Source organism: Klebsiella sp. CN_Kp097 (assembly GCF_040064495.1).
Taxonomy (GTDB): Bacteria; Pseudomonadota; Gammaproteobacteria; order Enterobacterales; family Enterobacteriaceae; genus Klebsiella; species Klebsiella aerogenes.
The window spans coordinates 80,409-103,558 of sequence record NZ_JBEAIL010000004.1; the positions used below are offsets into that span (position 1 = coordinate 80,409).

Consider the following 23,150-nt stretch of genomic DNA (forward strand, 5'->3'; position numbering starts at 1 on the left):
TGACGGTAAGAAATGAAAAGAACACTGCCCCGGCAGTGTTTTTTTTTTGCTTCTCCGCCGGTGAACCCCGCAAAATAGGCTATGTCTTTATAAGCTATGTCTTTTAAAGGAAATGGAACCATACTCTTCAGGCATCCCATTGGCGTGATTCAATAATACGGACAGATTCTGGCCTATGCTAACCCGCTACTTTTCACCCCGACGTAAAATCTGGCTTACCAGTATTTGTATCGGCGTTGCCGTCGCACTACTGGCCGGCAGCATCCAGTTTATGGTTATCTACCACAACCGCTCTGAGCGTTTCGATCAGATAATCAATAACGTCAGCCACTACCTTAATAGCTATTTCGCTGATTTAAGCAAAACCATTGATGGCCTGCAGCCGCTGCTCGATCAGCCCTGCGAACATATTGACTCCGGCCTCGCCGCCAGCGCCGCCTTTAGTCCCAACGTGCGCGCCTTCCTGCTGGTGAAAAACGGCAAAGCGTTCTGCTCATCCGCCACCGGCGCAATGGACACACCGTTTAAACAATTGATACCGCAGCTTGATACCAATAAACCTCTGGATATGGCCATCCTCCAGGGCACGCCGATGATGCCGAACACCGCCGCGCTGGCAATGTGGGTACAACGTCCCGGCGATCGAGACAGCGGCATTTTTGTATCCATCAATGCCAATCTGACGCCTTATATCCTCTATACCGCACGACAGAATGATTTCAGCGGCATTGCGCTGGCCATCGGCCATACGGCAATTTCGACCTTCAGCAGCAAAATTATCGACCCGCTATCATTGCCCAATGAGCCGATACGCCAGATTCAGGTTCCGGGGCTACCGCTAAAAGTGTATCTCTTTTCTAACAGTTGGCTCGGCGAGAATACCCAGTTCGCCCTGTTGCTTGGCGTAGTATGCGGCATGCTTGCCGGCTTGCTCAGCTACTACATCCTGACGATCAAATCCGATCCGCGGAAATCGATCCAACTGGGGATCAAAAACAACCAGTTCTACGTGGTCTACCAGCCGGTGGTAAAGGCCGATACCCTGCAGATTAGCGGCGTTGAAGTGCTGATGCGCTGGCGGCATCCGGTGGTAGGTGAAATCCCGCCAGACGTCTTTATTAATCTGGCAGAGACGCAGCAGATGATCGTGCCGCTTACCCATCACCTGTTAATGTTGATTGCCCGCGATGCGCCGACGTTGCAGCGTATTTTGCCGCGCGGTACCAAGCTCGGTCTGAATATCTCACCTGCCCACCTGCATGCCGCCGGATTTCAGCAAGATATGCAACGTTTTGCCGCCGCGTTACCCGCAAACTACTTCGACGTCGTGCTGGAGATAACTGAACGTTCGATGATCGATAAAAACCAGTCGATGGCCATTTTTGAATGGCTGCATCAGCAGGGCTTCGAAATTGCTATCGATGATTTTGGTACCGGCCATAGCGCGCTGATTTATCTGGAGCGCTATAACTTTGATTATCTGAAGATCGATCGTGGTTTTGTGCAGGCGATCGGTACCGAAACCGTCACCTCTCCCGTGCTGGATGCGGTGTTAACGCTAAGCCGCCGTCTGCAGCTGAAAACCGTGGCTGAAGGTGTAGAAACGCCTGAACAGGCGGAATGGCTGCGCGCTCACGGCGTGAAGTATCTGCAAGGTTACTGCTTCAGCCGCCCGCTGCCGCTGGATAAACTGGTCGCCGCCCATGATGAACCGGCAAATTATTTCACAAGCCGCTGAGGGTCGCTTATGATGCGAAACCACCGGGGTTAATGGTCAGAGGATGATATTCCAACTATGTTTGCGCGCATCGGCCTGCTGCTGCTGGCTTTATTTAGCCTGAGTAGCCAGGCGCAAACCATTAAAGAGAGCGAAGCGTTCGCTATTATCGGCGAGCCAAAGTATGCCGTTGACTTTCATCACTTCGATTACGTCAATCCGGACGCACCTAAAGGCGGCAGTATAACGCTTGCCGCCATTGGCACCTTTGACAATTTTAACCGCTACGCCCTGCGCGGTAACCCCGGCGTACGCACCGATGCGCTGTATGACACCCTGTTTACCACCTCGGACGATGAACCGGGCAGCTACTACCCGCTGATAGCCGATCGCGCGCGCTTTGCCGATGATTTCTCGTGGATGGAAATTACCATCAACCCGCGTGCCCGCTTTCATGACGGTAGCCCGATTACCGCCAGCGACGTTGCTTTCACCTTCCACAAATTTATGACCGAAGGGGTACCGCAGTTCCGTCTTATCTATAAAGGGACGACCGTCAAAGCCATCGCCCCGCTGACGGTGCGCATCGAACTGGCCAAGCCGGGCAAAGAAAATATGCTCAGCCTGCTGTCGCTGCCGGTAATGCCTGAGTCATTCTGGCGCCATCATAAACTGAGTGACCCGCTTTCAACGCCGCCGCTCGCCAGTGGCCCCTATCGTATCAGCCGCTGGCGAATGGGGCAGTATATTGTCTATTCGCGAGTCGAGAACTACTGGGCCGCCGACCTGCCGGTAAACCGCGGGCGCTGGAACTTCGACACGATTCGCTACGACTACTATCTTGACGATAACGTCGCTTTCGAAGCCTTCAAGGCCGGAGCAGTAGATATGCGCGAGGAGAGTTCAACAAAAAACTGGGCCACGCGCTATATCGGGCGCAACTTTAGCAACGGTTATATTGTGAAAGACGATCGAACGAATACCTCGGCAACGGATACCCGCTGGCTGGCTTTTAATATTCAGCGCCCGGTCTTTGCCGACCGTCAGGTACGTGAGGCCATCACCCTTGCATTTGATTTCGAATGGATGAATAAGGCGCTGTTTTACGGCGCCTACAGTCGGCCAAACAGCTACTTTCAGAACACAGAATATGCCGCTCGTGATTACCCGAAGGCCGATGAGCTCGCCCTGCTGGCGCCGATGAAAAAAGAATTGCCGCCTGAGGTCTTTACCCGGATTTATCAGCCGCCAGTTTCCAGCGGCGATGGTTTTGACCGCGCCAATTTACTCAAAGCAGATGCCCTATTGAACCAGGCGGGATGGGTGCTAAAAAACCGTCAGCGCGTTAATGCCAAAACCGGCAAACCGCTGCGCTTTGAGCTGCTGCTCGCCTCCGGCGGCAACGTCAGTTGGGTTCTACCGTTCCAGCATAATTTACAGCGTTTAGGCGTGACGATGGATATCCGTCAGGTGGATAACTCCCAGGCCAACAGCCGACTGCGGAGCCGCGATTACGACATGATGCCCTCACTGTGGCGCGCCACCGCCTGGCCAGATACGGGCTTACAGGTTTCGTGGGCCTCGGACTATATTAACTCCAGCTATAACGCGCCGGGAGTGCAGAACCCGGCGGTCGACGCGTTGATTGCGCAGATCGTGCGCTGGCAGGGCAACAAACAGAAGCTTCTGCCGCTGGGCCGCGCGCTCGACCGGGTGCTGACCTGGAACTATTACATGCTGCCGATGTGGTATATGGCGCAGGACAGGACGGCCTACTGGAATAAATTTTCCTTCCCGCAAACACGCCCGACCTACTCCTCCGGTTTTGATGGCTGGTGGTACGATGTTAACAAAGCCGCCAGGCTTCCTGCGGACCGACGTTAAGGATTAAAGATGGGCGCCTACCTGCTCCGCCGACTATTACTGGTGATCCCGACGCTCTGGGCCATCATCACCATCAATTTTTTTATCGTGCAGATTGCGCCAGGCGGTCCGGTCGATCAGGCGATCGCCGCCGTGGAATTCGGCGACCGCGGCGGGTTGCCCGGCGCAGTAGATAGCGGTATGGGCGCCAGCCATGCACGTACCGGCGTTGGCAATATCAGTGAAGGCCATTATCGCGGCGGACGTGGGCTCGATCCGGAAGTGATTGCCGAAATCACCCACCGCTACGGCTTCGATAAACCCATTCACGAACGCTACTTTAAGATGCTCGGCGACTATCTGCGTTTTGATTTTGGCGATAGCCTGTTTCGCAGCGCCTCGGTGCTGCAGTTGATTAAAGACAGCCTGCCGGTATCTATTACCCTCGGCCTGTGGAGCACGCTGATTATCTACCTGGTGTCGATACCGCTGGGGATCCGTAAAGCCGTCAGTAACGGCAGCCATTTCGACGTCTGGAGCAGCACATTTATCATCATCGGTTACGCCATCCCGGCGTTTTTGTTCGCGATATTACTGATCGTGATCTTCGCCGGCGGCAGCTATTTCGATCTTTTTCCGCTGCGCGGCCTGGTCTCCGCTAATTTTGATAGCCTGCCGTGGTATCAGAAGATCGCCGACTATCTCTGGCATATCACCCTACCTGTGCTGGCGACGGTGATCGGCGGTTTCGCCGCCCTGACCATGCTGACTAAAAACAGTTTCCTTGATGAGATCCGCAAGCAATATGTGGTAACGGCCCGCGCCAAAGGCGTCGGTGAAAAACAGATCCTGTGGAAACACGTTTTCCGCAACGCCATGCTGCTGGTGATTGCCGGTTTTCCCGCCACCTTTATCAGCATGTTCTTTACCGGTTCGCTGCTGATTGAGGTGATGTTCTCGCTCAATGGTCTTGGGCTGCTCGGCTACGAAGCCACCGTGTCGCGCGATTATCCGGTGATGTTCGGCACTCTGTATATCTTCACGTTAATCGGCCTGTTATTAAACATTATCAGCGACATCAGCTATACGCTGGTCGATCCGCGTATCGATTTCGAGGGCCGCTAATGTCATTTCTCTCCCCCGTTAATCAGGCCCGCTGGGCGCGTTTTCGCCACAACCGCCGCGGCTACTGGTCGCTGTGGATCTTCCTTGCGCTATTTATTTGCAGCCTGTGCGCCGAGCTTATCGCCAACGATAAACCACTGCTGGTGCAGTATCGCGGTAGTCTCTACGTACCGGTGCTGAAAACCTATAGCGAAACAACCTTTGGCGGTGATTTTGCCACCGCCGCCGACTATCAGGATCCCTGGCTGCAAAAACGGCTGGCGGAAAACGGCTGGGTGCTGTGGGCGCCGGTGCGTTTCGGCGCCACCAGCATCAATTTCGCCACCGACAGCCCCTTCCCTTCGCCGCCGTCCCGGCACAACTGGCTGGGTACCGACGCTAACGGCGGCGATGTATTCGCACGGATCCTCTATGGCGCACGGATCTCATTATTATTCGGCCTACTGCTGACGTTCTTCTCCAGCGTGCTTGGCGTGCTTGCCGGGGCGCTGCAGGGCTACTACGGCGGTAAGCTCGACCTGTGGGGGCAGCGTTTTATTGAAGTATGGTCCGGCATGCCGACGCTATTTTTAATTATTCTGCTCTCAAGCGTGGTGCAACCTGATTTCTGGTGGCTGCTGGCGATTACCGTTTTATTTGGCTGGATGACGCTGGTCGGGGTAGTTCGCGCCGAGTTCCTGCGAACCCGTAACTACGATTATATTCGCGCCGCACAGGCGCTGGGGGTCAGCGATCGCCATATAATCCTGCGCCATATGCTGCCGAATGCGATGGTCGCCACCCTCACCTTCCTGCCGTTTATTTTGTGCAGTTCGATTACCACCCTGACCTCGCTCGACTTTCTCGGCTTTGGCCTGCCGCTAGGCTCGCCATCGCTGGGCGAACTGCTACTGCAGGGGAAAAATAACCTGCAGGCGCCGTGGCTGGGGATGGCGGCATTTTTGTCGGTGGCGGTGCTGCTGACGCTGCTAATTTTCATTGGCGAAGCGGTCCGCGACGCCTTCGATCCGGGTAAGGCGGTATAACATGGGCCAGCCGTTATTAGACATTGACGACCTCTCTATCGCCTTCCGCCAGCAAGGGGCAAGCCAAACGGTCGTCAGCAACCTGACGCTGCGGATTGCCGCAGGTGAAACGCTGGCGTTGGTCGGCGAATCAGGCTCCGGCAAGAGCGTCTCCGCGCTGTCGGTACTGCGCCTCCTGCCCTCGCCGCCGGTCAGCTACCCCAGCGGCGATATTCGCTTTCACGGTCAATCATTGCTGCACGCCGATGAACGAACCCTGCGTGGGATCCGCGGCAACCGCATCGCGATGATTTTCCAGGAGCCGATGGTGTCGCTCAATCCGCTGCATAATCTGGAGAAACAACTGTACGAGGTGCTTTCGCTGCACCGCGGCATGCGCAAAGAGGCGGCGCGCGGCGAAATCCTCGACTGTCTGGATCGGGTTGGCATCCGCAACGCCTCACGACGGCTTGCCGACTATCCGCACCAGCTTTCCGGCGGCGAACGCCAACGGGTGATGATCGCCATGGCGCTGCTGACGCGCCCGGAGCTGCTCATTGCCGATGAACCGACCACCGCGCTGGACGTCTCGGTACAGGCGCAGATTCTGCAACTGCTGCGCGAACTGAAGCGTGAGCTCAACATGGGGATGTTGTTCATCACCCACAATCTGAGCATCGTCCGCCAGCTTGCCGACCGGGTGGCGGTGATGCAAAACGGCCGCTGCGTCGAACAAAACGGTTGCCGGGAGCTGTTTCAGGCGCCAACGCACCCGTATACCCGCCGCCTGCTGGATAGCGAACCGGCCGGCAAACCGGTGCCGCTCCCCGCCGACGCGCCCATCCTACTGCAGGCCCGCGATCTTAATGTCGCCTTCCCAATCCGCAAAGGGATCCTGCGCCGGGTGGTCGATCACAATCGAGTGGTCAACCATCTGACTTTTACCCTGCGGGCCGGAGAAACGCTGGGGCTGGTGGGAGAATCCGGCTCTGGCAAAAGCACTACCGGGCTGGCGCTGCTGCGGCTGATTAACTCCAGCGGAGAAATGCAGTTTGCCGGCGAGTCGATCCAGGGACGAAATCGCCGCCAGATGCTGCCGCTGCGCCGACGCATTCAGGTGGTCTTTCAGGATCCGAATTCATCCCTCAACCCGCGTCTGAACGTCCTGCAGATTATCGAGGAAGGATTACGCGTTCACCAGCCGACGTTGACGTCCGCGCAACGTGAACACGCGGTGATTCAGGTGATGCAGGAAGTGGGGCTCGACCCCGCGACGCGACAGCGCTATCCGGCGGAATTCTCCGGCGGCCAGCGCCAGCGTATTGCCATTGCCCGGGCGCTGATCGTCAAACCGCAGCTGATTGTGTTGGATGAACCGACGTCATCGCTGGATAAAACCGTGCAGACGCAGATCCTGGCGCTGCTGAAGACGCTACAGCAAAAGCATCAGCTGGCCTATCTGTTTATCAGCCACGATTTACGTGTTGTACGGACGCTCTGCCATCAGGTGATAGTGCTGCGGCAGGGAGAAGTCGTCGAGCAGGGAGAATGCGAGCGCGTATTTACGGCACCGCTTCAGGAGTATACCCGCCAGCTGCTGGCGTTAAGCTGACGGTCAGAAGGGGTTGTTGCCAGAGAAAGGCTCGGCAATGGCCACGCCGAAATTTTTCAGACGACAGGTAGCGGCAAACTCATCCTGCATATTAACGAACAGGCACGGTTCGCCTTCACACTCAAGAATGGAACAGTCCACTTCGATGTCGCTCAGCGCCTGGCTCAGCGTGCGCATCACCGGCCACGCTTTCTCGCCGTCCGGGCTGAGCAGTTTTAATGCCACAAGGCTATTTTCGCCCTCAGCGCCGTTTTGCGGAATCGGTTCAACTCTTGAACCCGCAAAACCGGCCAACCAGCGATAGCTCTGCGGCAGTCGGTGTACGATAGAGAGTTGCTGTGTATTCACTTGGTTTCCCCGGAAGCAAAAGGCTTCACAATAAATTTACATCAATATTAACACATTGTTGACAAATAGTCCTGCAACAGCTTAGAAAACGCTTACACCCGCATGGGGTCAGGGCTAACAGCTTATTATCCAGAACTTTATAGTTGCCTTGCGGAAACAGTTCGCGGCTATATGTACCCGTTTCTGTGATCCAAAACAACTTTTTTATCGCAACATTGCGACTTTTTACACTAATTGATTTTACATAAAAGAAACATATAGCTAAACAGGGAAGCCGATTTCGGTTGACATGTATCAAAAAAGGGGCGGAAATCGCCCCTGAAAATGTGACTTAATGTGCGACTTTTCGTCGCCGGCTGGCGTACAGATAGAAGAGAATGGAGCTAACGGCGCAAAATGCGATAGAAATCAGCATCGGCCAGGCGGTGGTAAAGGTGGCCATCGACAGCAATGCGCCGATAATCGCGCCAATCCCAAAGCGAAATGTTCCGGCCAGCGACGATGCGGTTCCCGCCATATGCGGAAACTCGTCGAGGATCACCGCCATGGCGTTAGAGGAGACCATCGATACGCAGCCGACGAACGCCGCCACGCCCACCACCAGCGACCAGAAACCAACATCAAGCAGCGCGCACACCACCATCCACACCGCCATCGCCAGCTGGATCCACAGCCCGGCTCTGAACATGTTCAATGCGCCGACCCGGCGGACAAAGCGGCTGTTAATGATGGTCATGATGAACAGGAACACGATATTCAGCGCAAAATAGTAGCCAAAGTGCTGCGGCGACACGTGATTAATGTTGATGTAGACGAATGGACCCGCGCTGAGAAATGAAAACATGCCGGCAAAACTGAAGCCGCTGGCCAACATATAGCTAAGTACCCGCTTGTGGCGGAACAGGGTGGCGAAGTTGCCAAGCGTGGTGCGAATATGAAATTTCTGCCGCCGTTCTACCGGCAGCGTCTCGCTAATAAAGAAAGCGATCATCGCCGATGCCAGCAGCGCCGCCAGCGCCAGGATCCAGAAAATCGCGTGCCAGCTGAACCATACCAGCACCGCGCCGCCGACCATCGGCGCCACCAGCGGCGCAATGGTGGTGACCAGCATGACAAACGACATCATGCGCGAGAACTCCTCTTTCGGGTAGATATCGCGCATCAGGGCGTTGATCACCACGCTGGCCGCCGCGGCCGCCAGGCCGTGGAAGAAACGCATAGTAATCAGCATCTCGATGGTCTGCGACAACGCGCAGGCCACCGCCGCCGCGGCGAATATCAGCGTCCCACCAAGGATCACCGGTTTACGGCCAATGCTGTCGGCCATCGGCCCGTACAGCAACTGCCCCAGCGCAAAGCCCAGAATATAGGTACTGAGCGTCATTTGCGCGCTGCCGTCCGGCACGTTGAACTGCGACGAGATGACCGGCAGCGCCGGCAGATACATATCAATCGACAGCGGCATTAACATGGCCAACAGGCCAAGAATAAACACAATCCCAAATGAAGAATTCTGCTTTGTCGTCACGTTTTACTCCGTGCTTGTGGGGCGCCAACGCTGGCGATTTCATCTTCCGTCAGCGGGCGGTATTCGCCGGGCTCCAGCGACGCATCGAGGGTAATGTCGCCGATACGCTCGCGATGTAATCCCACGACGTGGTTACCCACCGCCGCGAACATGCGTTTTACCTGGTGGTAGCGGCCTTCGCTGATGGTCAGGCGCACTTCTGTCGGAGTGATAACTTCGAGGACTGCAGGTTTGGTGAGATCTTTTTCATTATGCAGCTGCACGCCTTTGGCAAACTGCTCGGCGACGCCCTCTTCCAGCGGATTTTCCAGCTCCACCAGATAGGTTTTTTCGCAGTGATGACGCGGCGAAGTGATGCGGTGCGACCACTGACCGTCATCGGTCATCAGTACCAGACCGGTGGTGTCGATATCCAGACGCCCGGCGGCGTGCAGCTTATGGGCAACCGGCTCATCGAGAAAATAAAGCACCGTTGGATGATCGGGATCGTCTGTTGAACAGACATAACCCTGCGGCTTGTTGAGCATAAAGTAACGGGGGCCGTGCTGCTGGGTCAGCGTATTGCCGTCATATTCCACCTCGTGCTCTGGCTGGAGCTTAAAGGAGGCATCTTTCACAATGTCGCCGTCCACGGTAACGCGGCTGCCGCGGATTTCACGCCCGGCAATAGCACGGCTGACGCCAAGCTGCTGAGCGATAAACTTATCAAGTCGCATGAGATTTTTTAGCCTGTAATAATGCTGGAGCGGGCATCTCGCCCGAAAAAGAAGAATTCCATTGGTTAGTATAACGGGCTCTTAACACCACTCAAGGGAAAAGATTCATGGCATACTATTTGCGAGTTAATTAACCCCCGAGAATTGATGACTTTTACACTACGTCCCTACCAAAAAGAGGCCGTTGACGCCACGCTCGCCTGGTTCCGCCGTCACCATGAGCCCGCCGCCATCGTACTGCCGACCGGCGCCGGCAAAAGCCTGGTGATCGCCGAACTGGCGCGGCTGGCGCGCGGACGCGTACTGGTTCTGGCCCACGTTAAAGAACTGGTGGCGCAGAATCACAGTAAATACTGTGCGCTTGGGCTGGAAGCGGATATTTTCGCCGCCGGTCTGCAGCGTAAGGAGAGCCAGGGCAAGGTCGTCTTCGGCAGCGTGCAGTCGGTGGCGCGTAATCTTGAGCAGTTTCAAAGCGAATTCTCCTTACTGATCGTCGATGAGTGCCACCGTATCAGCGACGATGACGACAGTCAGTATCAGCAAATCATCAGCCACCTGCGGCAGGTGAATCCGCATCTCAGGCTGCTTGGCCTGACCGCCACCCCTTTCCGCCTGGGCAAGGGTTGGATCTATCAGTTCCACTATCACGGTATGGTACGCGGCGACGAGAAAGCGCTGTTCCGCGACTGCATCTATGAACTGCCGCTGCGTTATATGATTAAGCACGGCTACCTGACGCCGCCTGAGCGCCTCGATATGCCGGTGGTACAGTACGATTTCAGCCGCCTGCAGGCGCAGAGCAATGGCCTGTTCAGCGAAGCTGACCTTAACCACGAGCTGAAAAAACAGCAGCGCATCACGCCGCATATCGTTAGCCAAATCGTTGAGTTTGCCGAAAACCGTAAAGGCGTGATGATCTTCGCCGCGACCGTCGAACACGCGCGGGAAATTACCGGCCTGCTGCCGCCCGCGCAGGCGGCGCTGATTACCGGCGAAACCCCGGGGCCGGAGCGCGATCGCATCATCGAAGCCTTTAAGGCGCAGCAGTATCGCTATCTGGTGAACGTCGCGGTACTGACCACCGGCTTTGACGCGCCGCACGTCGATCTTATCGCGATTCTTCGGCCAACCGAGTCGGTAAGCCTTTACCAACAAATTGTTGGCCGCGGCCTGCGTCTGGCGCCGGGCAAAACCGACTGTCTGATCCTCGACTATGCCGGCAACCCTCACGACCTGTATGCGCCGGAAGTCGGCACGCCAAAAGGCAAAAGCGATAATGTCCCGGTGCAGGTCTTCTGCCCGGCCTGCGGTTTCGCCAATACTTTTTGGGGGAAAACCACCGCCGACGGCACGCTGATTGAGCATTTTGGCCGCCGCTGCCAGGGCTGGTTCGAAGACGACGACGGCCACCGCGAACAGTGCGACTTCCGCTTTCGTTTTAAAAACTGCCCGCAGTGCAACGCCGAGAATGACATTGCCGCCCGCCGCTGTCGCGAGTGCGATACGGTGCTGGTCGACCCGGACGACATGCTGAAGGCGGCGCTGAAGCTTAAAGACGCGCTGGTATTGCGCTGCAGCGGCATGGCGCTGCAGCATGGCGGCGACGAAAAAGGCCCGTGGCTAAAAATCACCTATTACGATGAGGACGGCGCCGATGTGAGTGAGCGCTTCCGTTTGCAAACGCCCGCGCAGCGTACCGCCTTTGAGCAGTTGTTTATCCGCCCGCATACCCGTACGCCGGGCGTGCCGCTGCGCTGGATAACCCCGGCGGATATCATTGCCCAGCAGGCGCTACTGCGCCATCCGGACTTTGTCGTCGCCCGGATGAAGGGGCAATACTGGCAGGTGCGGGAAAAAGTGTTCGATTATCAGGGCCGTTTCCGTCGCGCCAATGAGCTACGTTAATCCGTCAAAAACTGAGGTTTTGATTGCCGCTGTGCCGATAGGCGGCTATAATGCCGCCCGCTTTTGCATTCGCAAAGCAGATAATCTGCCTGCTGCTGGGTCGCCTGTTGCAGGCTTTATATATAGAGAGACATCAATGTTTACTATCAACGCAGAAGTACGTAAAGAGCAGGGTAAGGGTGCGAGCCGCCGCCTGCGCGCAGCTAACAAGTTCCCGGCAATCATCTACGGTGGCGAAGCTGCTCCGGTTGCTATCGAACTGGACCACGACAAACTGTGGAACATGCAGGACAAAGCTGAGTTCTACGGCGAAGTTCTGACCCTGGTTGTCGATGGCAAAGAAGAAAAAGTTAAAGTTCAGGCTGTTCAGCGTCACGCGTTCAAGCCGAAACTGACCCACATCGACTTCGTTCGCGCTTAATCGCCGATAGCAAGTTGTATGGCAAACGCCCTGGTGTCTTCTGACCCGGGGCGTTTTGTTATCTGCGCCGCCATAACCCTGGCGCGTCGTCAACAATCTCTCCCAACGCGCGGTGTTTATTCATTCCCGGCAACCACAGCATCACCATGGTAACGTTAAGCCCCTGATTACCGACCTCGGTGGCAATTTCAGCAACCCCCTGCCACTCGTCGGGCCGTAAATGATCGGGTAAAAAACCCCAGCCCTGCCCCTGCTCCATTGCGTGGCGCAACATAGTGATTTCATTCATATACAGCGTATGGCCGGATATCTGCAGCCGGCGGGCGATTTGATCGTCGCTGCGCCGGTGCATGACTAACTGCGGGGTGAGCGATAAATTCAGCAACGTCAGCGGCCTTGCGGCATCAGCGAACAACCGCTGCGCGGCGTAAAAGCGTAAATCAACGGTACCCAGCGCCCGCCACTCCATTTCGCTACCCAGCGTACGATTGTTCGCCTGGCAAATGGCCATATCCGCGACGCCATCGCTCAACGCCTGCTCGGCTTCGCGACGCGACGCGCTCCAGCAGCTTAAACGGATCTGCCGCCGGGCAAGCGTATCGACCAGCAAACAGAGAAACTCACGCGGCACGAAGGGATCGTACACCAGGCGTAACTCCTGCCAGGCCGTTTGCGGCAGCGTTTGCGCAAAAGACTCGAAAGCCTGCGCCTGACGCAACAACAGGTGCGCCTGGCGAAAAAGCTGCTCGCCCTCGGCGGTTAAGGTCAGGCTACGCCCTGCACGGCTGAATAGCCGGTAGCCCAACGCATCTTCCAGATAATCCAGCAGATCGCGAAGCGTCGTACGGTCTTTCCCTAAACGGATCGCCGCCCGCGACAGGCTGCCGGTCTCAGCAATCGTCGCGAAGGCTTCAATCTGTGCAAATGAATACTGCAGGGTTTTCATCCTTCCCTCCCTTTCGGGGGAAAATCCCCCATGTAGTGATTTTAGCCGCCGCGCGCCGATTTATATACTGCGATGCGAATCTATGGCAAACGAGGAAATGAAAATGATAAGAAAACCACTGGCCCTGGCGTTAATTTTGGCGGCGCTGCCGGCGGCGGCAATGGCGCAAAACTGCGGCGGCCTGACGCTGGATGTCTGCCCCACGCCTTACGATCAAACGCTACCCGCGGCCAAAGACATGCTCACCTGGGATCAGACTTCACGCGTGATTGGCTTTCGTAATGACTATCGCAACTATGCTGGCGATGTATTCCGCCACGGCGCCTCGGTCCCGCTGGAGCGCGCTGAAAAGCAACTGACCGATGCCCGCTATACGCTCAACGGCCACACCTGGAATTTGCAGGATTACCTGAAGCGCGAAAACGTCAGCGGTATGCTGGTGCTGAAAGACGGTAAAGTCGCCTGGAAATATCTCGCCGAAGGTAATACCGACACCACGTTGTGGACCTCGCGCTCGGTGGGCAAATCGGTCGTCTCAACGCTGGTCGGCATCGCTATTCAACAGGGTAAAATCCACTCCCTCGACGACCTGATTACCGTTTATGAACCCGAACTGAAAGGCACCGCCTGGGACGGCGTAACGCTCAAGCAGCTCATTCAACATACCAGCGGCGTGGAATGGAATGAAGATTACACCAATCCACAGTCGCACTTCGCCCGTCTGACCCAGTGTGAAGCACAGCCCGGCGCCTACGATTGCGTGCGTAAAATTGTGTCGACGCTGTCGCGTAAACACCCGGCAGGCGAGCAGTGGTCCTACTCTTCCGGCGGTGCATGGCTGCTGGGCGATGTGCTGGAGCGCGCGACCGGTATGTCGCTGGCCGCCTGGCTTGAACAATCACTGTGGCAGCCTGCGGGTATGGCCCACGATGGCGTCTGGCACGCCTACAAAAAAGGACAACATGATGTCGGCGCCCACGGCTTTAACGCCACCCTCGAAGACTGGGGCCGCTTTGGCGAGTTTGTCGCCCACGATGGCCGCCTGAGCAACGGTAAACAGCTGGTGCCCGCTGGCTGGTTCGATCAAGCCGCAAGCTGGACAAAAGCGCTGAACTCGGTTTCAGCCGCGCATCCGGAAGGTATCTATGGCTATCAATGGTGGAATAACGCCATTCCGGCCAATGCGCAAAACGTACAGCCGACGCCGCAGGAAGGGCTGAAAGGCTCGCTGTGGGCGCTGGGGATCTACGGCCAGGTGATTATGGTCAACCGTGCGGAACATCTGGTGATCGTGCAGTGGTCAACCTGGCCACAAGCGGAACCGTCCTTTAACGCACAGCCGCTGGAAGCGGCGCTGATGTACAGCGCCATTGCCCGCGAATTGCGCTAATCTCCCCTGCTCCTTGCCGCTTAACCGGCAAGGAGCGTATCGGCATTTAACGCCAGGTGCTGCAGCAGCATAATGGTTTTCGCATCCACGATTTCACCCTCGCGAATGGCCTGTAACGCCCGCGCCAGCGGCCACTCCAGCACTTCAATATCCTCTCCTTCCGCCGCCAGCCCGCCGCCATCGCCACGGCGATCGTCCGCGGAGTATTCGGCAATAAAGAAGTACAGCTTCTCGGTAACCGACCCCGGGCTCATAAACGCGGTGAATACCGGCTCAATGCGGGTAACGCGAAATCCGGTCTCCTCTTCCGCTTCGGCGATAATGCGCTCTTCCGGCGAGGCGTTATCCAGTAACCCCGCGGCGGCCTCAATCAGAAAGCCGTCGTGACCGTTAATCCACACCGGAAAACGAAACTGGCGGATGAGCACCACGCTCTGCTGGTGGCGGTTATAGAGCAGAATAACCGCGCCGTTGCCGCGGTCGTAGGCTTCCCGGCTCTGCTCCTGCCAGCGCCCATCCCGGCGCAACAGCTCAAAGGTATATTTTTTCAGCGTGTACCAGTTATCGGACAAGAGCGTTTCGCGAACGTGGCGAACGCGCGGTGCGTCTTCATGCATGATATTTCCCCTTCCAAGGTGACAACTGGCAACATAACATGCATAATCGTGCACAAACAAGATCAATCATGAAGTAAACAAAATGCTCGCCAGCCAGAGAAAACAGCACATCCTGCAGATCCTTGCCGCAGAAAAACAGGTGATGTCGGGGGAGTTAAGCCAGCGCTTTCAGGTCTCAGAAGACTCCATTCGTCGCGATCTGCGCGAACTGGCGGCGGAAGGTAAACTGCAACGGGTCCACGGCGGCGCGCTGCCGGTATCCGCCGCTATCGCGCCAATCGAAAGCAGAAAAAGCGTGCAGATGGCTTCCAAACAGGCGATAGCCCGCCGGGCTGCGGCGCTTATCCAGCCAGGACAGGTAGTCATCGTCGACGGCGGCACCACCACCACGGCGATGATCGCCGCGCTACCTGCCGACCTTGCTTGCACCGTGGTGACGCACAGTCCGGGGATCGCCGTGGCGCTGGTCGAGCATCCGCGGATCGAAGTAATCCTGCTCGGCGGTACATTGTTTAAACATTCCGTAGTTACGGTCGGCGCCGGGACGCTGGCGGCGATGGCGCGGATTCATGCCGATCTGTTCTTTATGGGGGTTACCGGCGTGCACCCGCAGGCGGGCTTTACCACCGGTGATTATGAAGAGGCGGGCATTAAGCGCGCGCTGGCGGCCAGAGCCGCAGAAACCGTGGTGATGGCCTCTGCCGAAAAAATTAATTCCGCCTCCGCGTTTGCCATCGGCGAGCTTAATCTTGCCAGCACAGTGGTTATCGATAGCGAACTGGATGACAGGTTACGCCAGAAGCTTAAGCAAAGCGGCGTCGGGATTATTCAGGTAGCAGGTTAACCCGGCGGCATCATGTTCCGCCGGGATAATCAGCAGGGATTAATTACCGCCTGAGGTACGGCGCTGCAGCTGATCGCGCAGGTTCGGCGGCGTACCTTTGATGGTCAACGTATCCGTTGCCGGATCCCAGAATACGCGCTCGCCGAGCAGCATCGCATCAAAGTTAATGGTCAAGCCGCCGCCGCTACCGGCAAATTTGGTCAGCTGGCGCAGCGTACTGCGATCCGCCGGGAAGCTCTCTTCGAGCTCATAACCCTGCTCGGCGGTAAACTCCTGAAAACTCTTTTCGCTGACGCCGGAGAGCTCTTTCGACAACGATTCCAGCTCGATCTCTTCGCCCGCCTGCAGCTGTTCGTTACAGTAGGCGTACACCTGCTGGCGCACGTTCTGGCGCTCGGATTTATCCAGCTGCGCGTCAGCGGCGAAATCATCCACCGCCTGCAACAGACCGCGGTTCTGCGCTTTGGCATTGAGCCCTTCGCTGGCGCCGAGGAAGTCCATGAAGAAATCGGCGACTTTACGCCCCACCCGCCCTTTCAGGAAGGTCAGATAACGGGTCGATTCGGGATTGGTTTCCCACTCGGTCAGATCGATACGCGCCACGATGTCGGCATGGTTGATGTCCAGATAATGGGTGGAACTGATATCCAGCTCTTCGTTAACGCGCATGCTGCTCAGATTATTGAGCACCGCCACCAGCAGATACTCGACCGCCAGGTAACGATACTGACAGAACAGCACAATGCCGCCTTCGGCAAATGGATACTTCGCCAGCTCATCGCGCAGGCGGCCGGTGGCCGCACGGCTGAAAGGAAGAAATTCTTCTTCACCCTGACGCTGTAAACGCAACGCTTGCGCCAGCTCGCTCTCTTCATTAAAGAGGCCATAGGCTTTGCTTTTTGCGCTGTAGACACGATGCAGTTCGGCCATCATCTCCACGACAGTGGCATTTGGTTCCAGCAGCGACTCGCGTAGCACCAGTTCCAGATTCTGTTCATCACGTTTGATCAACTGATGCAGGGCAATCTGGTCGATATCCAGACTCATGTTAAACTCTCCTTTTAGACCGGGCGGTATTCAACCACCACCGGGACGACGACGCAACCGGCAGACGCCTCTTTTATGCTTGAGACTCGCGTGGCCGGGCGCTTTTGCGCCGTGGCGAAAAAATGCGGAAAAAAAGCTGCTGCTACGGTAATATGTTGCCCTTTCACGAACAAACAGATTTTGAGTTTATGCCACAAATATCCCGCTATAGCGATGAACAGGTCGAGCAGCTGCTCAGCGAGCTAACGAACGTCCTGGAAACACACAAAGCGCCGGTTGACCTGTCACTGATGGTGCTGGGCAATATGGTGACCAACCTGCTCAACAGTAGCGTCGCGCCGGCTCAGCGTCAGGCAATCGCCCGTTCTTTCGCCCAGGCGCTGCAATCGTCCATTAACGACGATCCCGCGCACTAAGGATAACGAACAACAGTATATGGTGACTCTTCGTCAGCCCTACCGAGAAAAAGTCTCCCAGATGGTCAGCTGGGGACACTGGTTCGCCCTGTTCAACATATTGTTGGCTATGGCGCTCGGCAGCCGCTATCTTTTTGTCGCCGACTGGCCAACGACGCTTGCCGGACGAGTATTCTCGTATGTCAGCCTCGTTGGTCATTTCAGTTTTCTGGTTTTCACCAGCTATGTACTGATTCTCTTTCCGCTGACCTTTATTGTCGGCTCGCAGCGGCTTATGCGCTTCCTGTCGGTTATCTTCGCCACCGCGGGGATGACGCTGCTGCTAATCGATAGCGAAGTCTTCACTCGCTTCCACCTGCACTTAAATCCCGTCGTCTGGGAACTGGTGATTAACCCCGATCAGAACGAGATGGCTCGCGACTGGCAGCTGATGTTTATCAGCGTACCGATCATCTTCCTGATTGAGATGCTCTTCGCCACCTGGAGCTGGCAAAAGCTGCGCAGCCTGACGCGCCGCCGCCACTACGCGCGCCCCGTCGCCTGGTTTTTCTTTATTTCGTTTATCAGCAGCCACCTGATTTATATCTGGGCGGATGCCAATTTTTATCGCCCGATCACCATGCAGCGGGCCAACTTGCCGCTTTCTTATCCGATGACCGCCCGCCGCTTCCTTGAGAAGCATGGCCTGCTCGATGCGCAAGACTATCAGCGTCGTCTGGTTGAGCAAGGCGCGCCGGAAGCGGTTTCGGTGCAGTATCCGCTGAGCGATCTGCGCTATCGCGACCTCGGTACGGGTTACAACGTGCTGCTCATTACCGTGGATAACCTTAACTATTCACGTTTCGAGAAGAACATGCCGCAACTGGCGGCTTTTGCGAAAGAGAGCGTCAACTTTAGCCAGCATATGAGCTCCGGTAATAGCACCGACAGCGGGATGTTCGGCCTGTTCTACGGCATATCGCCGGGTTATATGGATGGCGTGCTCTCGGCGCGTATCCCGGCGGCGCTGATTACCGCCCTCAACCAACAGGGTTACCAGCTGGGCCTGTTCTCATCAGACGGTTTCAGCAGCCCGCTTTATCGCCAGGCGCTGCTGTCGGACTTCTCGCTGCCGGCGGCTAAAACGCAGAGCGATGAACAAACGGCTGACCAATGGATCGGCTGGCTGGATCGCTACGCCCTGGACGAGAACCGCTGGTTCTCGTGGGTATCGCTGAACGGCACTAATCTTGATAACAGCCAGCAGCAGAATTTTGCGCGCACCTATGGCCGCGCCGCAGGCAACGTCGATACACAAATTGGCCGCGTGCTGGACGCGCTGCGTAAAGCGGGCAAACTGGATAATACGGTGGTGATTATCACCGCCGGGCACGGTATGCCGCTGGATAACAAGCAGGGTAAATTCGACTGGTCACGTGGCAATCTGCAGGTGCCGCTGGTTATCCACTGGCCGGGAACCCCAGCGCAAGAGATCGCAACGCTCACGGATAACAAAGACGTGATGACCACACTGATGCAGCGTCTGCTGCACGTGTCGACGCCAGCGAATGAATATTCGCAGGGCGAAGACCTGTTTAGCCCGGCACGCCGCCGCAGCTGGGTCACTGCGGCCAATAGCGATACTCTGGCGATTACCACGCCAACGATGACCGTGGTGCTCGACAACAACGGCACCTACCACACGTGGAACAGCGATGGTGAGAAGATTAAAGACCAAAAACCGCAGCTCAGCCTGCTGCTGCAGGTGCTGACGGATGAAAAACGCTTTATCGCTAACTGATTGATTAATTTTAAATCAATCAGTTGTCGGTCGCTTGCATTCGATGGGGGAACGGGTAATATTATCCTCCACGCGTCGGCACGTAGCGCAGCCTGGTAGCGCACCGTCATGGGGTGTCGGGGGTCGGAGGTTCAAATCCTCTCGTGCCGACCAAAAATTTAACCGGTAGGTTGCTACAACCACCGGTCCCCTTTAGAACCCGCACTCTCCCTGAGAGCGCGGGTTTTTTAATGTTTGTACTCCCCTTCCCTTTGTGACTGCGATTATCCTGATGGCAAATTGTTAAATTCCATCTATCATTCGACTGTATTCGTTATCATCTGGAGCGGACCCAATGAGAGTTAAAGGACTTACCAAAGGATTTTTTATCCTTATTTTACTGATCGTTACCCTGGCCTTTTTTGACGTACTCTCCCCTTACTATTCCGCTATCCTGTGGGCAGCTATCCTGGCGGTGATATTTAATCCGGTAAAAAACAACATCCGTACGCGCATCGGTGAGCGCAACGGTATCGCGGCGCTACTGACCGTCGTGATTATCTGTCTTATTGTTTTCACCCCGTTGGCGATTATCATTTCGTCGCTAGCCTTCGAACTCAACGTGGTCTACACCAAGTTACAGCACAACGACACCCAGTTTCCGACGGTGGTCGCCAACCTGTTTGCCCATCTCCCGAGCTGGGCCAGAAGTTTCCTCTCCGAGCACAATCTCGATAGCGCGGAACAGATTCAGCAGCAGCTGTCCGATGCCGCCCTGAAAGGCGGGCAGTATCTGGCCGGTAGCGCCTTCCTGATTGGTAAAGGGACCTTTGGCTTTACCGTCAGCTTCGGCATTATGTTATACCTGCTGTTCTTCTTGCTGAAGGATGGCCCCTATCTGGTACTTCTGATCCTTGAATCCTTGCCGCTATCCAATTACGTAAAACAACATCTGTTTGCCAAATTCGCCGCCGTCGCGCGGGCGACGGTTAAAGGCACCGTTGCCGTCGCGCTGGCGCAGGGGGCGCTCGGCGGCTTTGCATTCTGGATTGTCGGTCTTGATGGCAGCATTCTGTGGGGCGCTTTAATGGCCTTTCTGTCGCTCATCCCGGCGGTAGGTTCCGCCATCATCTGGGTGCCGGCGGCGATTTACCTGTTTGCCACCGGGCAATTGTGGCAAGGGGCGTTTATTGTCGGTTTCTTCGTGATTGTCATCGGCCTGGTGGATAACATTCTGCGTCCGCTACTGGTGGGGAAAGATACCAAAATGCCGGATTATCTGATCCTGATTGCCACCCTTGGCGGCATGGAAATCTATGGCATCAACGGCTTTGTCATCGGCCCGCTGATTGCCGCCTTGTTTATTGCCTGCTGGAACCTGTTATCGGGCCGTGAACACGCCGGGAACGCCGACTTACTGGACGAAGAGTTTATTGAAGAAGCCAAAAACAGCCGCGATGAATAGCTAACGCAAGCCTCAGCTTGCTAGTGCATTTCACTATTCATATTGAAAATAATGGTAAATAACCCTTACCATTCACGACAATGATGTTAGTCTGTATTGGTTAGTAACGATAATAAAGGATGATCAACCGTGAAAAAAATCGCTACGCTCGCTGTTTCTCTGCTGGCCGTTGCCTGTGTTTCCACCAGCGCCTTAGCCGCTGAACAGCCGCTGGAGAAAGTCGCCCCCTATCCGAAAGCGGAAAAAGGGATGAAGCGTCAGGTGATTCAGCTGCCGCAGCAGCAGGATGAATCCGCGTTAAAAGTTGAACTGATGATTGGCCAGACGCTGGAAGTCGACTGCAACCATCACCGCCTGGGCGGTCAACTGGAAAGCAAAACCCTGGAAGGCTGGGGCTATGACTACTATGTCTTTGATAAGCTGACGTCCCCGGTTTCCACCATGATGGCCTGCCCGGACGGTAAGAAAGAGAAGAAATTTATTACCGCTGGTCTCGGCGATACAGGCCTGCTGCGTTACAACAGCAAGCTGCCGATCGTGGTTTATACTCCGGCCAACGTCGAAGTGAAATACCGCATCTGGAAAGCTGAAGAAACTATCGGTAATGCCGTTGAGCGTTAATCGCCTGCGGTAATACAAAACGGCAGCCCGAAGGCTGCCGTTTTTGTTATAGCGCGATATCCGCCATCGGTTTGCCGCCGGTCAACGGTTTGAGTTCGGCCTGCGGCACCTCGTCCGCCGCGGTCGTCGGCTCGTAGTGTAGCCCCAGCACTTCACTGGTCCACGCCAGCGCCTGCTCAATAGCGGCTGGGTTACCATCCAGACGCATACCGTAGCTCGGCACGATCTCTTTCATCTTCGCCTGCCAGGCCGGCGTCTGTACTTTGTCTTTGAAGACTTTCTCCAACAGCTGCACCATGATCGGCGCCGCCGTCGACGCGCCAGGAGAAGCGCCCAGCAGCGCGGCTACGGTGCCTTCATCATCGCACACCACTTCGGTGCCAAGGCGCAACACGCCGCCCATCTTCTTATCACGTTTGATAATCTGTACACGCTGACCGGCCTGCCACAGGCGCCAGTCCTCTTTGCGCGCTTCCGGGTAGTACTCGCACAGTGCGGCATGACGATCTTTATCTTTCTGCAATACCTGGCTAATCAGATATTTCACCAGGTCGAAGTTATCCATCCCGACGTTAAGCATCGGCAGAATATTCGAGGTATTCGTCGAGGCCAGCAGATCCCAAAGCGATCCATTTTTCAGGAAACGGGTCGAGAAGGTCGCGAATGGCCCGAACAGCACCACGCGTTTGCCGTCGATAATACGGGTGTCGATATGCGGCACCGACATCGGCGGCGCGCCAACTTCCGCCTGGCCGTAGACTTTCGCCAGGTGATGATTAACCACTTCCGGGTTCTCACACACCAGGAACTGTCCGCCAACCGGGAAGCCCGCGTACTCTTTCGCCTGCGGAATGCCGGTTTCCTGCAGCAGCGTCAGAGCAGCGCCGCCCGCGCCAATAAAGATGAATTTGGTTTTGATTGTCCGCTTCTGGTGACGATTGTTGGCATCCGCCAGCGTCACCGTCCAGCTGTTGTCCGCATTGCGCTTAAAGCGGCGAACGACGGTACCCAACTGGAGAGAGAAGTTATCATGCGTCTGTAGCCCGGCGATCAGCTGGCGAGTGATCTCGCCGTAGTTAACGTCGGTGCCCATTTCGGTACGCGTCGCCGCCACTTTTTGCTGCGGATCGCGACCTTCCATCACCAGCGGCGCCCACTCCTTGATCTGCTGATGATCTTCAGAATAGCGAATACCGCGGAACAGCTCGCTCTGCTGCAACGCGGCGTAGCGCGCGCGCAGGAAGTTAACGTTGTCTTCACCCCACACAAAGCTCATGTGCGGCACGCTATTAATAAAAGATTTCGGCTTAGTCAGGATGCCGCGGGTCACCTGGTGGGCCCAAAACTGACGAGAAATATGGAAGGACTCATTGATATCGACCGCTTTGTCGATATTGATTCCATTGGCGGTTTGCGGCGTGTAGTTAAGCTCCATCAGCGCCGCATGGCCGGTACCCGCATTGTTCCAGCCGTTCGAGCTCTCCTCGGCAACGCTGGTCATCTGCTCGACCATGGTAATAGACCAATCCGGCTCCAGTTCCTGCAGCCAGGTTCCCAACGTGGCGCTCATGATACCGCCGCCAATCAACAATACATCCGTCTCTTGCTCATGGCGGGTGTTGGTCCGATTTGTATTGGAACCAACCGCCTGTGAGCTGGGTACGGCCATCTTTTTCTTCATCGGATTTGAGCCTTACTTTTACTCGCTTTTTTATTTAGCGCAGGTGAAACGATTCTCGGGATCAAAGGTACCACCTGTACTCAAAAATTTAAATATTGTTTAAATTTTAAGTTGAGTTTTGAGAT

At 56.0% G+C, this 23,150-nt stretch carries 20 protein-coding genes and 1 tRNA gene; 14 read left to right on the forward strand and 7 right to left on the reverse strand.

Annotated features, from left to right (window positions below; all coding sequences use genetic code 11):
- Nucleotides 1–175 precede the first annotated feature (175 nt).
- From ABLV07_RS06025 to yejF, 5 genes are read left to right on the forward strand one after another with little or no spacing between them, the layout of a single operon-like run.
- A complete protein-coding gene (locus ABLV07_RS06025; RefSeq protein WP_015365683.1) occupies nucleotides 176–1,738 on the forward strand; it encodes a cyclic di-GMP phosphodiesterase in 1,563 nt (520 codons plus the stop codon).
- Between the two features lie 57 nt (nucleotides 1,739–1,795).
- On the forward strand, nucleotides 1,796–3,601 hold the full coding sequence (locus tag ABLV07_RS06030) for an extracellular solute-binding protein (protein WP_020078277.1): 1,806 nt from the start codon (nucleotides 1,796–1,798) through the stop codon (nucleotides 3,599–3,601).
- A gap of 9 nt (nucleotides 3,602–3,610) precedes the next feature.
- A complete protein-coding gene (locus tag ABLV07_RS06035; RefSeq protein WP_046883888.1) occupies nucleotides 3,611–4,705 on the forward strand; it encodes a microcin C ABC transporter permease YejB in 1,095 nt (364 codons plus the stop codon).
- Nucleotides 4,705–5,730: a microcin C ABC transporter permease gene (locus ABLV07_RS06040; RefSeq protein ID WP_046883887.1), complete on the forward strand. Its 1,026-nt coding sequence runs from the start codon at nucleotides 4,705–4,707 to the stop codon at nucleotides 5,728–5,730. Before ABLV07_RS06035 ends, ABLV07_RS06040 begins: the two co-directional genes overlap by 1 nt.
- Nucleotide 5,731: 1 nt before the next feature.
- On the forward strand, nucleotides 5,732–7,321 hold the full coding sequence (gene yejF, locus ABLV07_RS06045) for a microcin C ABC transporter ATP-binding protein YejF (protein WP_063444968.1): 1,590 nt from the start codon (nucleotides 5,732–5,734) through the stop codon (nucleotides 7,319–7,321).
- Nucleotides 7,322–7,324: 3 nt separating this feature from the next.
- Here yejF and ABLV07_RS06050 read toward each other — a convergent pair whose 3' ends face one another.
- The 3 genes from ABLV07_RS06050 to rsuA form a co-directional block, all read right to left on the reverse strand.
- A complete protein-coding gene (locus tag ABLV07_RS06050; RefSeq protein WP_015365678.1) occupies nucleotides 7,325–7,669 on the reverse strand; it encodes a YejG family protein in 345 nt (114 codons plus the stop codon).
- 331 nt (nucleotides 7,670–8,000) lie between these two features.
- A complete protein-coding gene (locus tag ABLV07_RS06055; protein WP_015365677.1) occupies nucleotides 8,001–9,197 on the reverse strand; it encodes a Bcr/CflA family multidrug efflux MFS transporter in 1,197 nt (398 codons plus the stop codon).
- Nucleotides 9,194–9,913: a 16S rRNA pseudouridine(516) synthase RsuA gene (gene rsuA / locus ABLV07_RS06060; RefSeq protein ID WP_015365676.1), complete on the reverse strand. Its 720-nt coding sequence runs from the start codon at nucleotides 9,911–9,913 to the stop codon at nucleotides 9,194–9,196. The genes ABLV07_RS06055 and rsuA overlap by 4 nt, the downstream gene beginning before the upstream one ends.
- A 147-nt stretch (nucleotides 9,914–10,060) precedes the next feature.
- Between rsuA and ABLV07_RS06065 the strand changes: the two genes are divergently transcribed.
- Nucleotides 10,061–11,818, forward strand: coding sequence for a DEAD/DEAH box helicase (locus ABLV07_RS06065; protein WP_032712059.1), 1,758 nt, complete (start codon nucleotides 10,061–10,063; stop codon nucleotides 11,816–11,818).
- A gap of 136 nt (nucleotides 11,819–11,954) precedes the next feature.
- Nucleotides 11,955–12,239: a 50S ribosomal protein L25 gene (rplY, locus tag ABLV07_RS06070; RefSeq protein ID WP_015365674.1), complete on the forward strand. Its 285-nt coding sequence runs from the start codon at nucleotides 11,955–11,957 to the stop codon at nucleotides 12,237–12,239.
- Between the two features lie 58 nt (nucleotides 12,240–12,297).
- Here rplY and ABLV07_RS06075 read toward each other — a convergent pair whose 3' ends face one another.
- Nucleotides 12,298–13,185, reverse strand: a complete 888-nt coding sequence (locus ABLV07_RS06075; RefSeq protein WP_116289358.1) for a LysR family transcriptional regulator — start codon at nucleotides 13,183–13,185, stop codon at nucleotides 12,298–12,300.
- A 103-nt stretch (nucleotides 13,186–13,288) separates the two neighbouring features.
- Here ABLV07_RS06075 and ABLV07_RS06080 point away from each other — a divergent pair, with 103 nt between their 5' ends.
- On the forward strand, nucleotides 13,289–14,575 hold the full coding sequence (locus ABLV07_RS06080; RefSeq protein ID WP_116289357.1) for a serine hydrolase: 1,287 nt from the start codon (nucleotides 13,289–13,291) through the stop codon (nucleotides 14,573–14,575).
- 20 nt (nucleotides 14,576–14,595) lie between these two features.
- On the opposite strand, the gene ABLV07_RS06085 is transcribed toward ABLV07_RS06080, so the two are convergent.
- Nucleotides 14,596–15,192 (reverse strand): NUDIX domain-containing protein, encoded by a 597-nt coding sequence (locus tag ABLV07_RS06085; RefSeq protein ID WP_045359604.1) that lies wholly within the window; start codon nucleotides 15,190–15,192, stop codon nucleotides 14,596–14,598.
- An 82-nt stretch (nucleotides 15,193–15,274) separates the two neighbouring features.
- On the opposite strand from ABLV07_RS06085, the gene ABLV07_RS06090 reads away from it, so the two are divergent.
- A complete protein-coding gene (locus tag ABLV07_RS06090; RefSeq protein ID WP_047038200.1) occupies nucleotides 15,275–16,036 on the forward strand; it encodes a DeoR/GlpR family DNA-binding transcription regulator in 762 nt (253 codons plus the stop codon).
- Between the two features lie 39 nt (nucleotides 16,037–16,075).
- Here the strand turns inward: ABLV07_RS06090 and yejK are convergent, their stop codons facing one another.
- Nucleotides 16,076–17,083 (reverse strand): nucleoid-associated protein YejK, encoded by a 1,008-nt coding sequence (gene yejK / locus ABLV07_RS06095; RefSeq protein ID WP_015365669.1) that lies wholly within the window; start codon nucleotides 17,081–17,083, stop codon nucleotides 16,076–16,078.
- A gap of 188 nt (nucleotides 17,084–17,271) precedes the next feature.
- On the opposite strand from yejK, the gene ABLV07_RS06100 reads away from it, so the two are divergent.
- The 5 genes from ABLV07_RS06100 to eco all read left to right on the forward strand — a co-directional run bounded on the left by ABLV07_RS06100 (nucleotide 17,272) and on the right by eco (nucleotide 21,344).
- Nucleotides 17,272–17,499, forward strand: coding sequence for a YejL family protein (locus tag ABLV07_RS06100; RefSeq protein ID WP_015365667.1), 228 nt, complete (start codon nucleotides 17,272–17,274; stop codon nucleotides 17,497–17,499).
- A gap of 19 nt (nucleotides 17,500–17,518) precedes the next feature.
- Complete coding sequence (gene yejM, locus ABLV07_RS06105) at nucleotides 17,519–19,279, forward strand: LPS biosynthesis-modulating metalloenzyme YejM (protein WP_348853351.1); 1,761 nt, start codon at nucleotides 17,519–17,521, stop codon at nucleotides 19,277–19,279.
- 76 nt (nucleotides 19,280–19,355) lie between these two features.
- Nucleotides 19,356–19,432: transfer RNA gene (locus ABLV07_RS06110), tRNA-Pro, on the forward strand.
- A 181-nt stretch (nucleotides 19,433–19,613) separates the two neighbouring features.
- On the forward strand, nucleotides 19,614–20,723 hold the full coding sequence (locus ABLV07_RS06115) for an AI-2E family transporter (protein WP_015365665.1): 1,110 nt from the start codon (nucleotides 19,614–19,616) through the stop codon (nucleotides 20,721–20,723).
- A gap of 129 nt (nucleotides 20,724–20,852) precedes the next feature.
- Entirely contained in the window at nucleotides 20,853–21,344 is a 492-nt protein-coding gene (gene eco, locus ABLV07_RS06120; protein ID WP_032715000.1) for a serine protease inhibitor ecotin, read from the forward strand.
- A 46-nt stretch (nucleotides 21,345–21,390) separates the two neighbouring features.
- On the opposite strand, the gene mqo is transcribed toward eco, so the two are convergent.
- Nucleotides 21,391–23,025, reverse strand: a complete 1,635-nt coding sequence (gene mqo, locus ABLV07_RS06125) for a malate dehydrogenase (quinone) (protein ID WP_042893836.1) — start codon at nucleotides 23,023–23,025, stop codon at nucleotides 21,391–21,393.
- Nucleotides 23,026–23,150 lie beyond the last annotated feature (125 nt).